Origin of the sequence: Enterococcus sp. DIV2402 (genome assembly GCF_017426705.2) — a bacterium.
GTDB classification, from domain to species: Bacteria; Bacillota; Bacilli; order Lactobacillales; family Enterococcaceae; genus Enterococcus_F; species Enterococcus_F lowellii.
Window position 1 is genome coordinate 1,408,591 of record NZ_CP147251.1, and the last position, 14,830, is coordinate 1,423,420.

The window sequence follows — 14,830 nt, forward strand, 5'->3', positions numbered from 1 at the left end:
ATTGTTTTTAACAGTCTCTTTTTTGTGGGAGGAGACAAAATGGTCGCAATTATTATTCAGGCATTAGGTTTGTTTTTGATGATTTTTTTAGGATTTTTATTAAAACGAATTGGGTTATTGTCAAAAGCAGATGGTACCACGTTATCTGTGATTATTGTGAATATCACCTTACCAGCAGTGGTCATCGTTAATCTAGCTCGTCTATCATTAAAACTTGATTTAGTCGTATTTATTTTGATTGGCTTTATTTGGTCAATCTTTCAAATTGCTTTAGCATGGTTATTCACGCGTAAAGAATCAGCTACAAAACAGCAACTATTTATGTATTGTGCTTCAGGATTTAATATTGGGAATTTTACATTACCTTTTGTCCAAGGTTTTTTACCGCTCGGAGTGCCTTTTATTTCGATGTTTGACATGGGGAATAGTATTATGTTATGTGGTGGAACAAATATTGTTGTGAATCGTCTAGTAGGAAATCAAACGACTTTTGAACCGAAAAAAATTGCTTTACAGCTATTACGTTCGATTCCGTTTACTTGTTATATGTTGATGTTAATTTTACGGATTTTTAAAATCAATTTGCCCGATGCACTGTTAACAATGTTACATCCGGTTGCCGCAGCAAATGTCTTTTTATCAATGTTTATGATTGGATTGTATCTAGAATTTCGTTTGCCAAAAGGAGCAATGAAAGATGTCATAAAATTATTGACGCTTCGTTATGGTCTGGGCTTCGTGGTAATTGCGGTTGTTTACTTTTTACCGATTTCGCATTTGCACAAAGTTATTTTGTCTTTATTAGCTCTTACACCCATTCCATTGTTCGGTGTGATTAATTCGGTTTTAGCTGGTGTGAAAGAGGAAGTCGTCGGATTTGCTTCATCGATTAGCTTTTTATTGAGTTTACCGTTAATGACGCTTGTGGTTCTCTTATTAGGAATTAATGTTTAAGCGCGATTCTTGCAATCCAGCAGCGAGTCCGCAATACTAGAGGAGAAGAGAATTAAGGAGGACGTTTCATGTTAATTGGCTCACACGTTTCCATGAGTGGAAAAAAAATGTTATTAGGGTCAGCAGAAGAAGCTGCTAGCTATAATGCAACAACGTTTATGATCTATACAGGTGCACCACAAAATACCCGTCGTAAACCTTTAGAAGAGATGAATATCGAAGCTGGTAAGGCTTTTATGGTGGAACATGGTTTATCAGACATGGTGGTACATGCACCCTATATTATTAATTTAGGAAATACGATTAAACCAGAAAATTTTGGTTTTGCGATTGAATTTTTACGTGAAGAAATTCGTCGGGCACAAGCATTAGGCGCAACGCAAATTACGATGCATCCGGGTGCCCATGTTGGCGCTGGTGTCGATGCAGGACTTGCCCAAATTATTAAAGGACTAAATGAAGTCTTGGATAAAGACCAAATTCCTCAAATTGCTTTAGAGACAATGGCAGGTAAAGGAACCGAATTAGGTCGTACGTTTGAAGAGTTAGCGACAATTATAGATGGCGTAACATTGAATGAAAAATTATCTGTTACATTGGATACTTGTCATACGAATGATGCGGGGTACAATGTCAAAGAAGATTTTGATGGTGTGTTAGAAGAATTCGACAAGATTATTGGGCTAGATCGTTTGAAAGTAGTGCATGTTAACGATTCAAAAAATCCTCAAGGTTCACATAAGGATCGCCATGCTAATATTGGTTTTGGTACGATTGGGTTTGATGCCTTAAATTACATCGTTCATCATGAAAAATTAGTTAGCTTACCAAAGATTTTGGAAACGCCATATGTGATGGTTGGCGAAGATAAAAAGAACAAAAAACCGCCATACCGTTTTGAAATTGAAATGCTAAAAGCAGGTGTGTTTGACCCGCAATTGTTAGAAAAAATTGTAGCACAATAGAAAATAGCTGGTAAAAGAAAAGGAATTCGACGTAAATTGTAAAACTTCCTTTTCTTTTTTCTGTTTTTCTAGTACAATAATTCATTGAGAATAGGGAAAGGAGAAGATAATTATGAGTACAGGAATTGTTGTTTTAATTGCGATTATCGCTTTACTTGTAGGCGCTGTAGGCGGCTTCTTTTTAGCACGTAAATATATGCAAGATTACTTGAAGAAAAATCCTCCCGTTAATGAGGATATGTTGCGCATGATGATGATGTCAATGGGTCAAAAACCTTCTGAGAAAAAAATTCGTCAAATGATGCAACAAATGAAAAACCAAAAGTAAAAACTGGTTTTTTAAACGGGCTGATTGATTCAGCTCGTTTTTTTGTTTGCTTTAAACGGCTTCACAAGCAGTTTAGGCTAATCTATAAAACAGTAGGAGGTTAGGTATGTCAATATTCAAGAAATTAAGTTGGTTTTTTAAACAAGAACGCAAAAATTATATGATTGGGGTTACAGCACTAATTTTAGTGGCAATTATGCAGCTCGTTCCTCCTAAAGTGATTGGAATTATCATTGATGAAATTGCTGAAAAAAACATTCAGATAACCTCAATTTTATTTTGGATTGCTGTATTATGTGCAGCTGCGTTGGGTCAATATATTTTTCGCTACATCTGGCGAACGCATATTTGGGGAAGTGCCGCTCGCTTAGAAAAAAGTTTACGGCGTCAATTATTTGACCACTTTACTAAAATGGACAACATCTTTTATCAAAAATATCGTACCGGCGATTTGATGGCACATGCGACCAATGATTTGAATGCGATTCAAAACGTAGCTGGTGCAGGTATTTTAACCTTTGCAGATTCGTTTATTTCAGGAGGAATGACAATTTTAGCAATGATTCTCTTTATCGATTGGCGTTTAACGCTGATTGCTTTGATTCCTCTACCGTTGTTAGCATTCACTTCACGTATTTTAGGATCTAAACTCCACGATGCATTTCGCGATTCTCAAGAAGCCTTTTCCAATATCAATGACAAAGCCCAAGAAAGTATTACTGGTATGAAAGTAATTAAAACATTTGGGCAAGAAAAAGAAGACTTAGCTGATTTCTCTGAAAAAATAGACCAAGCTATTTCAAAAAATCGTCGTGTAAATTTCTTAGATGCTTTATTTGACCCGTTTATTACGCTAATCATTGGTTTATCGTATGTATTAACTATTATTGTCGGTGGAAATTTTATTATGAATGGCACAATTACAATTGGGCAGTTAGTCTCGTTCATTAGTTACATTGGTATGTTAATTTGGCCAATGTTTGCGATTGGTCGTTTGTTTAATGTATTGGAGCGTGGAAATGCCAGTTATGATCGGGTATCTGAACTGTTGAGAGAACACACACATATTATTGAAGCCCCCAATGCTATCACAACTCCCGCCAAAGGCACGCTAGCTGTTCAAATCGATGAATTTCGTTATCCAGAAGACGAAACGGTAGCTTTAAATCAACTGCAATTCGCTTTAAATGAAGGAGAGGTACTGGGTGTTGTGGGAAAAACAGGTTCAGGAAAAACGACGCTCTTAAAACTATTAATGCGTGAATATGATAATTATCAGGGAACCATTCAATTTGGTTCACATAATATCAAAGAATATTCCTTAGACGCATTGTTGCAATCCATTGGTTATGTTCCACAAGATCATTTTTTGTTTTCAATGACGATTCGCGACAATATTCGTTTTGCTAATCCGCATTTTTCACAAGAAAAAATTGAAGAAGCAGCAAGATTAGCGTTTATTGATGAAGATATCAAAGCGTTCCCAGAAGGATATGATACGATGGTTGGCGAACGTGGAGTGTCGTTATCAGGTGGTCAAAAACAACGAATTTCAATTGCTCGTGCGTTGATTGTTGAACCAGAATTATTGATTTTAGACGATGCACTTTCAGCAGTAGATGCTAAAACCGAAGAAGCCATTTTGCATAATCTGAAGGAATTCCGTCAAGATAAGACGACAATTATTGCGGCACATCGTCTCAGCAGTGTGATGCATGCAAAAGAAATTTTAGTCATTGATGAAGGAAAAATTGTTGAACGTGGCACACATGAAGAATTATTAGCTTTGAATGGTTGGTATAGTCGTATGTGGGACAAACAACAATTAGAAGCCAAAATTGAAGGGAGCGAGGCCTAATGGAAAAATCGCAATCGGAATGGGCGAAATCCATTCCATTAAAAGAACAAGCAACTATCATTCGTCGTTTATTAACTTACGCAAAACCATTTAGACGAACCTTTATTGTGGCGATTTTATTTGCTTTTTTACTTTCAGTCGTTAATATTTTATTACCAAGGGTCTTGCAAACCTTGATTGATAATCACTTGATGAAGCAAACGGCTACAATGCAAGTCATTTTATATTTTGCGGCTCTTTATTTATTTGGCACGGTAATGAAGGCGATTATTTGGTTTTTTCAATGGTTTTTATATTCAATGGCATCGCTTCAAACGTACCAATATATACGAGTAAAATTGTTTGAAAAACTGCATACATTAGGAATGCGTTATTTTGATCGTACACCAGCAGGTTCTATCGTTTCCCGTGTAACGAACGATACCGAAACATTGTTTGAATTTTGGTATGTCTTTTTATCTGTATTAACAGGTATTTTTGCTGTGATTTCTTCCTTTGCAGCAATGTTTCAAATTAATGCTAAAATTGCGTTGATTAATTTGATCTTTTTGCCAATCTTAGGAATTGTTATTTGGTATTATCAACAATTTAGTTCTCGTATTTATCGTCAAATGCGTGAAAAACTTAGCCAATTAAATACTAAACTTAACGAATCCATTTCTGGCATGCAAATTGTGCAACAATTTCGCCAAGAGCAACGATTGAATCGTGAATTTGAAGAAACAAATGATGAATATTTGGAAACGCGTTATGCGATGATTCGTACAAATTCGTTGTTATTAGCGCCGATTATTAACTTATTGTATGCTATTGCAGTAGCGATGTCGTTAACTATTTTTGGTTTTGATGCGTTACATTCGCCGATTGAAGTTGGATTAATTTATGCCTTTACTACCTATGTCCAAGGATTTTTTAATCCCATGACGCAGATGATGGATTTTTTAAGTACGTTTACAGATGGTGTGGTGGCAGGAAGTCGTATTTTAAAAATTATGGATGATGACGAATATACACCACAACAACATCCACATGCAAATGAGACTATTACTGCTGGAAAAATTGAGTTTCGTAAGGTGACGTTTTCTTATGATGGCGAGCATAATGTCTTACAAAATATTTCCTTTGTAGCGTATCCCGGAGAAACCGTAGCACTTGTGGGACATACAGGGAGTGGGAAAAGTTCCATTATTAATGTATTGATGCGTTTTTATGAGTTTGGTGAAGGACAAATTTTAATTGATGATAAGGATATTCGTGACTTTTCATTAGAAGAGTTACGCCAAAAAATGGGGCTCGTTTTACAAGACGCCTTTATGTTTTATGGTGATATTGCTGATAATATTCGTTTATTAAATAAAAATATTACCGAGGAAGAGATTATTACTGCAGCAAAATTTGTGCAAGCGGATAAATTTATTGAACAATTGCCAGGCGATTATCATGCCAAAGTGATTGAACGCGGAGCAAGCTATTCAAGCGGTCAGCGTCAATTGATTTCCTTTGCCCGTACAATGGTTACTCAACCTAAAATTCTAGTGCTAGATGAAGCAACAGCCAATATTGATACTGAAACAGAAGGTTATATTCAAGAAGGTTTGGCAAATATGCGGCAAGGTCGAACAACAATTGCGATTGCGCATCGATTGTCTACAATTCGCGATGCAGATTTAATCTTAGTTTTGGATAAAGGAAAAATTGTTGAACGAGGCAATCATGATGAATTAATCCAACAAAACGGGTTATATTCAGATATGTACAAATTACAAAGTATGAGCCTATAAGAAAACACGCGATAATTTTGGATTGTCGCGTGTTTTTTTATTAAAAAAATATTGACAGCGTTTTCTTAATTTGGTAATCTAAACGAGCGGAAAAGAAATCTGGATAGTGATTGTTTCATTACAAGCTAAACCTAATTTTTTTCAACACGTTTTTTTGTGTTGGAGATTATTAGGTTTTTTTTGTACCAATTACGAAGTATAAAAAAGGAGGAGAAGGTTGATAATGTTGGTTATTAAAAGCAGTACAGTCACTCTACGGAGGAATTGGGATGTATATTAATAAGATATTGAACAATAATGTCGTTGTGACCGCTGATAAATCAAATGAACTCATTGTGATGGGAAAAGGGATTGCTTTTAATAAAAAAGTCGGTGATATGCTAGATGAAACAAAAATTGATAAAATTTATCGTCTAGCTAATGGGGAAGTTTCACAGAAATTTCAAGAGCTATTAGAAGATGTACCAATAGAATACCTGAAAATTTCAAATGAATTAATTGATTATGCGAAAAAAAAATTAACTAGTCCATTAAATGAGAGTATTTATGTTTCGCTAACGGATCATCTTTACACGGCTATTGAACGGATTAAACAAGGAATACATGTCCGCAATATTTTATTATGGGATATTAAACGTTTGTATCCTAACGAATATGCGATCGGTAAACGCGTAGTCGAGAAAATTTTAGAATTATATCAAATTGATTTAGGAGAGGATGAAGCAGGTTTTATTGCCTTGCATTTAGTAAATGCACAAACGGAAAGTGGTAGTGAAGATGTATTTGAGTTAACAGAAATCATTCAGGAAATTATTCAATTAACAAAATACTATTTTAAATTAAGCTTTGACGAAGAATCTGTTTATTTTTATCGTTTTACTACACATCTTAGTTTTTTTGCTAGACGGATTATCTATGGCAAGCAACATCAAGGAGAAAGTGATGAAGAATTATTATTGTTGGTACAAAAAAAATATCACAATGCCTATCAATGTGTTTTAATCATTGAAACTTTTTTGACAAATAATTATTCATATTCTATGTCGAATGATGAAAAATTATATTTAACTATTCATATTGCACGTTTGGTCCAAAAAACAGAATAAAGGAGAATTTATATGGGGAAATATCGTGAATTAGCAGAGAGAATCGTAGAAAATGTTGGCGGAAAAGAAAATATCAATAGTCTGACACATTGTATTACACGTCTACGTTTTAAATTAAAAAATGAAGCAATTGCTCAAGATGAAGTATTAAAAAATATGGATGGCGTTGTAACGGTTATGAAAAGTGGTGGACAATATCAAGTTGTTATCGGTAATCACGTACCAGATGTTTTTGAAGAAGTTATGCAAGTAGCTGGTTTAGGTGCAGGTGGATCAGATGAAGCAGATGCACCAACAGGAAATATATTTGATCGATTAATTGATATTATCAGTGGTTGTTTCCAACCATTCTTAGGGGCATTAGCTGCTGCCGGTATGGTTAAAGGATTTAATGCATTGTTGGTGTTTTTGGGATCACAAATTGATGGCTTTAATTATACAGCAACAAGTGGCACATATGTCATGTTAAATGGTATTGGAGATGCAATTTTCCTATTTATGCCGGTGATTCTAGGATTTACTTCTGCACAAAAATTTAAGTTAAATCCGATGGTGGGGATTGTTGTTGGAGCTGCTCTATGTTATCCGTCAGTACAAGGAGGCGCTTTACAAGCAGCATTTGTTGCAACAGCTGGCGAAGGAGTAGCTGCACCATATAGTATTTTTGGTTTGCCTGCTTATGCCACTTTTTTAGGAATTCCATGGGTGGGTGCAACGTATACAAGTAGCGTTATTCCAGTCATCTTTATTATCGCTTTTGCTGCACAAGTTCAAAAACTAGCGAAGAAAATTATCCCCTCAGTGGTACAAACATTTGTTGTACCATTTATGGTATTATTAATCGCTTTACCTGTAGGATTCTTAGTAATTGGTCCAATTATCAGTATGTTAACTGATTTATTGAGTAGTGGTTTCCAAGCAGTGATGGACTTTTCACCAATTGTATATGGAATTGTTTTAGGTTTCTTCTGGCAAGTATTAGTTATCTTCGGTTTACACTGGAGTGTTGTACCATTAGGAATTATGCAAATTACTCAAGATGGTTTTAGTCAAGTGTTAACAGCAATGTACGGTGCCAGTTTTGCACAAACAGCAGCAGTTGCTGCAATGTTCTTTAAGTTGAAAGATAAAAATTTGAAATCACTCTGTCCACCAGCGATTATCTCAGGGATTTTTGGTGTAACAGAACCAGCAATTTATGGGATTACCTTACCTAAACGTTGGCCATTTATTTACTCAATGATAGGTGGCTCAGTAGCTGGAGCTTACCTAATGTTCAATGGTGTGGGTTCATTTACAATGGGTGGATTAGGAATTTTTGGTTTAATGAATTACATTAATGGAGATGATGCATCATTTGTTTTACATGCAGTGATTTCGATTGGTATTGCTTCAGTCATTGGTTTTGGTTTAACTTACTTTTTCTGGAAAGATAATACAGTAATTGAAGAAACGATTGTAGTAGAAACACCAATGGCACGCACAGAGACGATTACTGCACCTGTACAAGGAACTGTTGCTCCATTAAATACAGCACAAGATGATGCTTTCGCTCAAGGCTTATTAGGAAAAGGTGTTGTCATTCATCCAACGAAAGGTGAAGTTGTTGCACCATTCGATGGAACAGTAATGACTCTATTTCCATCAAAACATGCAATTGGACTAGTGTCAGATAATGGATTAGAAGTTTTAATTCATGTCGGGTTAGATACTGTTCAATTGGACGGAAAATATTTTGAAGCATTTGTTAAACAAGGTGATAAAGTAAAACAGGGACAAAAATTAGTAACATTTGATATTGAAAAAATTATTGAAGCAGGCTATTTAGTGGAAACACCTGTTTTAATTACGAATGCTGGTGATTATTTAGATATCATTGAGGCAGAGAAAAAAGATGTTGTCATCACGGATGAATTGTTGACAACAGTTATCTAATAAAAAAATTCAGCCAGACACCTTATGTCTGGCTGGATTTTTGTTATTTTTGGGAGAATACAGTAACCATATTTCGTTTTTCTTTAGCTTCATATAAGGCAGAATCAGCTCGTAAAAACAACTCTGTCACGCTAATTGTCGGTGAAAATTCTGCTAAACCAAAGCTGGCGTGCATAGTAAATGTCGTAGATTCATCAAGTTGAATATCTGTCAGTTTACTTTGGACAATCTGGCAAATGACAATCGCATCATTCATACTAATATCTTGAAAAAGCAAACAAAATTCGTCACCACCAAAACGAAAAGCTAAAGAATTAGGACTGACATCTTTTAAAGCCTCTGCAAATGCCTTTAAACATAAATCTCCTAAATGATGTCCAAATTGATCATTGATTTTTTTGAAATGATCCAAATCGGCCATCGCCATAATGAAGTAATTATCGTTATGTTTTTCAGAGATGGTATTTAATGTCGCATTAAGGGTCATCCGATTGTAAATTCCTGTTAATTCATCGAAGCGTAGACGATGTTCCAGTTCATAACGCTCAATTTCCAAATTGATACTCACTGTATTTTTCTTTCTTAGAAAATCCATACTAATAATGCAGGTAACAGAGAAGAGTAACAACGTGATAAAAATTAAAATAATACTAACTAAACGCAAGGGACTATCAAAAATAGATTGCTTGATAGGGTCCCAGACGATGACAAATTCTGAAAGTAAAAATAAAACAATACTTAAACAACTCATATTTCTAGTTAAGTTATGATTAGAATAAATAGAAGTCAAAACAATTGAAATTAAATAAATCATATAGATCGGACTATAAATATTATGAATCGATGTAATAACAAAGGCCACAAATGTCGCTATAATCGAAATACCATAAATTTTTTGAAGCGAAGTATAACGTTGTGTTTTTATTAACTTATAACCGATGATTAATAAACCACTATTTAAAATGGTTGGCACAATGACATATTTTAAAAAATACAAAGATACAGGTGTGGTTCGTAGTTGGGTTTGAATGACATAGAAACTTAGTAGAATTTCAACTAATAAAGTTGTAAGTGCCATATAAAACGTAATTTTAAAATGAACGACCAACCAATCATTATCAATCTTTGCATATTCGTTTTTAATCTCCGTAACACGAGCATTCGCAAAAGTGCGTGCATCTAGCAGTTGCTTCATCTGTTTAATCATGTTTTTTCTTCCTTTCAAAATAAACATTATAAAAACAAATTTCATGAATAGTAGGGATAAAAAATTTTTCATAGATGAGTTCTTAAAGTTTATATTTTAACACGATTTAAAACATTTCATAACAAAAAAATAGAAAGAGTTATTTTTAATTTGGTAAAAACGAATCTTTAATCTGTAACCGATTTTCAATAGGGGGTTCTTGCATGACCGGCGAAGTACTCGTTCGCGTATCAAATTCTTCCCCCATTTGAATCAAATGATTCAAATTCTGTTGATAATTTTTTGAAAAAACAGTGGTGTAAAGGACATCTAATAAATAAGAAATAGACATACTTGTAGTGAAATCTCCCACTTTTGAATACAGCCGTTCACGAGTAGTCATTTGAAGATTACAATCAGATTCTTTACTAATCGTACTTTCACCAATACTGGTAATACTTAAAATACTGGTCCGTTGTCGTTTTAGAATAGGTAAAATTTGTTTGATTAAATGATTTTCACCAGTGTAAGAAATTAAGATAGCACAAGATGAATCATCTAAACTGTAGGCTTCGTAGGCTTGTTCGCCAATAATTTCAGCAATAGTGGTTCTTTTTTTCAAACGACGCATTTTTAAAGCAAAATCTTGTGAAGCAAAAATATTTGCATTAGAAGTAAATATTTTGATTTCCTTTGCATGATAGAGTAAATTGGTGGCTTGTTTTAAAGTATCGTGATGCAACAAGGATAAGGTATCTTCAATCGTTGTTTGTTCTAGAGCTGCCATTTTTTGAGCGATGGTTAACAAACCATCTGTTTTAGAAAAAGGAAGATTGGCATCAATTTCTTCAAAATGACTGTGTAGGTAACGCTGTTCTTCTAAAAATGCCATTTTTAAATCTGACCAACCACTGAAACCTAATTTTTTTGCAATACGAATCAATGTGGATGGATGAACGAATGTCGCTTCAGCAATTTCTTTAATCGTATAATCTTCAATCGCAGTTTTTTGTTCAAGAATATACTCAACTAAGGATTGCTCTGCTGGAGAAAAATTAGTTTCTTGAATTTTTTCGACTAATAACATAGAGACTCCCTTCTTTTATTTACATTTTATCTAACTGAATTGTAAATAAAAGATAGCGTTTACGCAAGAGATAGTAGTTTTTTTCTCTTAATGTAAATAATATTTACAAAAAAATCAATTTTTTTAGGTTTCTTTTGTAAAACTAATTGAAAACGTTCGCAAACACCTTGAATGTTTTATTTACATGATAGATAATCATCTTGTAAATAAAATTTAAGGGAGCGATTTGACAGATGACTGGAGTTAAAATTGCAACAATTGGTGGCGGAAGTAGCTATACACCTGAACTGATGGAAGGTTTTATCAAACGTTATGAAGAATTACCAATCAGAGAAATTTGGTTAGTAGATGTTGAAGCGGGAAAAGAAAAATTAGAAATCGTTGGTGAAATGGCACAACGTATGTGGGATGCTTCACCATATGATGTTAAAGTCCATTTAACATTAGATCGTGAAGAAGCCCTAAAAGATGCTGATTTTGTTACAACACAATTTCGTGTCGGACTATTAAACGCTCGCGTTAAAGATGAACGTATTCCAGCTTATTACGGCATGCTAGGACAAGAAACGAATGGTGCAGGCGGAATGTTCAAAGCTTTTCGTACAATTCCAATTATTTTGGAAATTGTTGAAGATATGAAACGTCTTTGTCCAGATGCTTGGCTTATTAACTTTACCAATCCAGCAGGTATGGTAACAGAAGCCATTATCCGCTATGGTAAATGGGACCGTGTCATCGGTTTATGTAATGTACCAGTGGGGGCAATCATGGTTGAACCCGGTTTGTTAGGTAAAAAAGAAAATGAACTAATTTACAAATTTGCTGGTGTGAACCATTTCCATTGGCATAAAGTTGCTGATTTAGAAGGCAATGATGTTACCTTGGATATTATCGATCAATTGTTTAAAGAAGATAATGGGTTACCAAAAAATATTCATGATATTCCATTCTATAAGGAACAATTACATCAAATGAAAATGATTCCTTGTGGTTATCATCGTTATTACTATCGCCAAGAAGAAATGCTGGCTCATGCGTTGGAAGAATACCAAACAATTGGTACACGTGCGCAGCAAGTGAAACAAACAGAGGCAGAATTATTTGAATTATATAAAGATCCTGATTTAGCACATAAACCAGAACAATTAGAACAACGTGGTGGTGCGCATTATTCAGATGCAGCGTGTGAAACAATTGCTTCAATTTACTCAAATAAAAATACTCAAATTGTGGTTTCAACTAAAAATAATGGTGCGGTTCCAGATCTACCAGCTGATTGTGTGGTTGAAGTCATGGCGTATTTGGGAGCAGACGGTGCTCGTTCAGTTGCCTTTGGTGAATTACCAACAGCGGAAAAAGGCTGGTTACAAGTAATGAAAGCAATGGAATTATTAACTATCGAAGCGGCAGTTACAGGAGATTATGGTACTGCTTTACAAGCATTTACAATTAATCCACTAGTACCATCAGGCGATACTGCTCGTAAAGTCATGCATGAATTATTTATTGCACACAAAGCACATTTGCCACAATTTAAAGAAACGATTGAACGTCTTGAAAAAGAAGGCGTTACAGTTCAAGATGAAGTAGCTAAAGAGTTAATCTAATAAAAGAAAGAAGGATAAATAATGGGATTTCGCAAAGACTTTTTATGGGGTGGCGCAACAGCTGCCAATCAATGTGAAGGCGGCTATAATGAAGGTGGACGTGGTTTAGCAAACGTAGACGTAGTACCAATTGGTGAAGCACGTTTAGATGTGATTACTGGTAAAACGAAAATGTTTGATTTTGAAGAAGGTTACCATTATCCAGCAAAAGTTGGGATTGATATGTATCACCGCTATAAAGAAGATATTGCTTTATTTGGCGAAATGGGCTTTAAAACTTATCGTTTATCAATTGCCTGGACTAGAATTTTCCCAAATGGTGACGAAACAGAACCAAATGAAGAAGGGCTAAAATTCTATGAAGATTTATTTAAAGAATGTCATAAATATGGTATTGAACCATTAGTAACTATTACGCATTTTGATTGCCCAATGCATTTAATTAAAGAATATGGTGGTTGGCGTAACCGTAAATTGGTAGAATTTTATGAAAGATTATGTACAGTTATCTTTAACCGTTACAAAGGTTTAGTTAAATACTGGTTGACTTTCAATGAAATCAATATGATTTTACATGCACCATTCATGGGTGCAGGTCTTTACTTTGAAGAAGGCGAAAATGAAGAGCAAGTGAAATATCAATCAGCACATCATGAATTATTATCAAGTGCGATTGCAACACGTATTGCACATGAAGTAGATCCTGACAATCAAGTAGGATGTATGTTAGCAGCAGGTGGTTATTATCCATATAGCTGTCGCCCTGAAGATGTCTGGGAATCTCGTCAAAAAGACCGTGAAAGCTACTTCTTTATTGATGTTCAATCTCGTGGGGAATATCCTGCATATTTCTTGAAAGATTTAGAACGCCAAGGCATTGAAATCGCGATGGAAGAAGGCGATGCAGAAATCCTAAAAGCCAATACAGTTGACTTTATTTCATTCTCATACTATTCATCACGTGTTGCAACAACTGACCCAGAATTATTAGAGCAAACAGCAGGTAATATTTTTGCATCAGTAAAAAATCCTTACCTAGATGCAAGCGAGTGGGGCTGGCAAATTGATCCATTAGGACTACGTATTACAATGAACGATATTTATGATCGTTATCAAAAACCATTGTTTATCGTAGAAAATGGGTTAGGTGCTGTTGATGTGCCAGACGAAAATGGTTATGTAGAAGATGATTATCGTATTGATTATCTAGCAAAACATATTCAAGCAATGAAAGATGCTGTTGAAATTGATGGTGTTGATTTATTAGGCTACACAACTTGGGGCTGTATTGACTTAGTGTCTGCCGGAACAGGTGAAATGAAGAAACGTTATGGCTTCGTCTATGTTGATTTAGACAACGAAGGCAATGGAACATTAAACCGTTCGAAGAAAAAATCATTTGATTGGTACAAACAAGTAATCGCTTCAAACGGCGAAGATTTATCAAATAACTAATAAAAAAGCGATGATGGTTTGTCTATCATCGCTTTTTGGCTTATTTAAGTAATTCTTCAATCGCTGGAATCATTTTTTCAGGCGTTGTTTTGGGAGCATAGCGCGCGATGACTTGACCGTTTTGGTCGATTAAAAATTTAGTGAAATTCCATTTAATACTCTTACCTAACGTTCCAGGTGCTTTTTGTGTAAGGTAGTGAAAGATAGGAGCTGCTTGTGAGCCATTAACTGTGACTAGCTGATGCATGGGGAAAGTAACGCCGTAATCTAACCGACAAGTTGCCTGAGCGTCTGTAGCGCTGTCTAATTCTTGTTTAAACTGATTGGAAGGAAATCCTAAGACAACAAGTCCTTGTGCTTTATAGCGCTGATAGAGAGCTTCTAATTCTGTAAATTGAGGAGCAAAACCACATTTTGTGGCAGTGTTGACAATAATCAGGATCTTTCCTCGATATTTTTCCAATGAATAAGTGGTGCCGTCTGCAGTGGTAACTTCAAAATCGTAAATAGTCATGTGTATTCTCTCCTTTGACTAAGCGTAATCCATTTGTAGATTGAAAGCAAAAAA

Annotated in this window: 12 protein-coding genes; 9 read left to right on the forward strand and 3 right to left on the reverse strand. The window is 35.0% G+C overall.

Annotated elements, in window-relative coordinates:
* Positions 1 to 39: 39 nt before the first annotated feature.
* The 7 genes from DOK78_RS06895 to DOK78_RS06925 all read left to right on the forward strand — a co-directional run bounded on the left by DOK78_RS06895 (position 40) and on the right by DOK78_RS06925 (position 8,927).
* The gene (locus DOK78_RS06895) at positions 40 to 954 is read left to right on the forward strand and encodes an AEC family transporter (RefSeq protein ID WP_207941058.1); all 915 of its coding nucleotides are present in this window, start codon (positions 40 to 42) and stop codon (positions 952 to 954) included.
* Between the two features lie 68 nt (positions 955 to 1,022).
* Positions 1,023 to 1,919 (forward strand): deoxyribonuclease IV, encoded by an 897-nt coding sequence (locus tag DOK78_RS06900; protein WP_207941057.1) that lies wholly within the window; start codon positions 1,023 to 1,025, stop codon positions 1,917 to 1,919.
* Between the two features lie 109 nt (positions 1,920 to 2,028).
* Positions 2,029 to 2,247: a YneF family protein gene (locus DOK78_RS06905; protein ID WP_207941470.1), complete on the forward strand. Its 219-nt coding sequence runs from the start codon at positions 2,029 to 2,031 to the stop codon at positions 2,245 to 2,247.
* A gap of 106 nt (positions 2,248 to 2,353) precedes the next feature.
* Positions 2,354 to 4,105, forward strand: a complete 1,752-nt coding sequence (locus DOK78_RS06910) for an ABC transporter ATP-binding protein (protein ID WP_207941056.1) — start codon at positions 2,354 to 2,356, stop codon at positions 4,103 to 4,105.
* The gene (locus DOK78_RS06915) at positions 4,105 to 5,886 is read left to right on the forward strand and encodes an ABC transporter ATP-binding protein (RefSeq protein WP_207941055.1); all 1,782 of its coding nucleotides are present in this window, start codon (positions 4,105 to 4,107) and stop codon (positions 5,884 to 5,886) included. Before DOK78_RS06910 ends, DOK78_RS06915 begins: the two co-directional genes overlap by 1 nt.
* Before the next feature lie 269 nt (positions 5,887 to 6,155).
* Entirely contained in the window at positions 6,156 to 6,992 is an 837-nt protein-coding gene (gene licT / locus DOK78_RS06920) for a BglG family transcription antiterminator LicT (RefSeq protein ID WP_207941054.1), read from the forward strand.
* 12 nt (positions 6,993 to 7,004) lie between these two features.
* Entirely contained in the window at positions 7,005 to 8,927 is a 1,923-nt protein-coding gene (locus tag DOK78_RS06925; protein ID WP_207941053.1) for a beta-glucoside-specific PTS transporter subunit IIABC, read from the forward strand.
* Positions 8,928 to 8,970: 43 nt separating this feature from the next.
* On the opposite strand, the gene DOK78_RS06930 is transcribed toward DOK78_RS06925, so the two are convergent.
* Positions 8,971 to 10,134, reverse strand: coding sequence for a GGDEF domain-containing protein (locus tag DOK78_RS06930; RefSeq protein ID WP_207941052.1), 1,164 nt, complete (start codon positions 10,132 to 10,134; stop codon positions 8,971 to 8,973).
* A 145-nt stretch (positions 10,135 to 10,279) separates the two neighbouring features.
* Positions 10,280 to 11,200 carry a MurR/RpiR family transcriptional regulator gene (locus DOK78_RS06935; RefSeq protein ID WP_207941051.1) on the reverse strand — a complete coding sequence of 307 codons (921 nt, stop codon included), beginning with the start codon at positions 11,198 to 11,200 and terminating at the stop codon, positions 10,280 to 10,282.
* 233 nt (positions 11,201 to 11,433) lie between these two features.
* On the opposite strand from DOK78_RS06935, the gene DOK78_RS06940 reads away from it, so the two are divergent.
* Together DOK78_RS06940 and DOK78_RS06945 are read left to right on the forward strand one after the other, a co-directional pair.
* A complete protein-coding gene (locus DOK78_RS06940) occupies positions 11,434 to 12,807 on the forward strand; it encodes a 6-phospho-beta-glucosidase (RefSeq protein ID WP_207941050.1) in 1,374 nt (457 codons plus the stop codon).
* A gap of 21 nt (positions 12,808 to 12,828) precedes the next feature.
* The gene (locus DOK78_RS06945) at positions 12,829 to 14,262 is read left to right on the forward strand and encodes a 6-phospho-beta-glucosidase (RefSeq protein WP_207941049.1); all 1,434 of its coding nucleotides are present in this window, start codon (positions 12,829 to 12,831) and stop codon (positions 14,260 to 14,262) included.
* A gap of 40 nt (positions 14,263 to 14,302) precedes the next feature.
* Here DOK78_RS06945 and DOK78_RS06950 read toward each other — a convergent pair whose 3' ends face one another.
* Positions 14,303 to 14,776 carry a glutathione peroxidase gene (locus tag DOK78_RS06950; RefSeq protein ID WP_207941048.1) on the reverse strand — a complete coding sequence of 158 codons (474 nt, stop codon included), beginning with the start codon at positions 14,774 to 14,776 and terminating at the stop codon, positions 14,303 to 14,305.
* Positions 14,777 to 14,830: the final 54 nt, after the last annotated feature.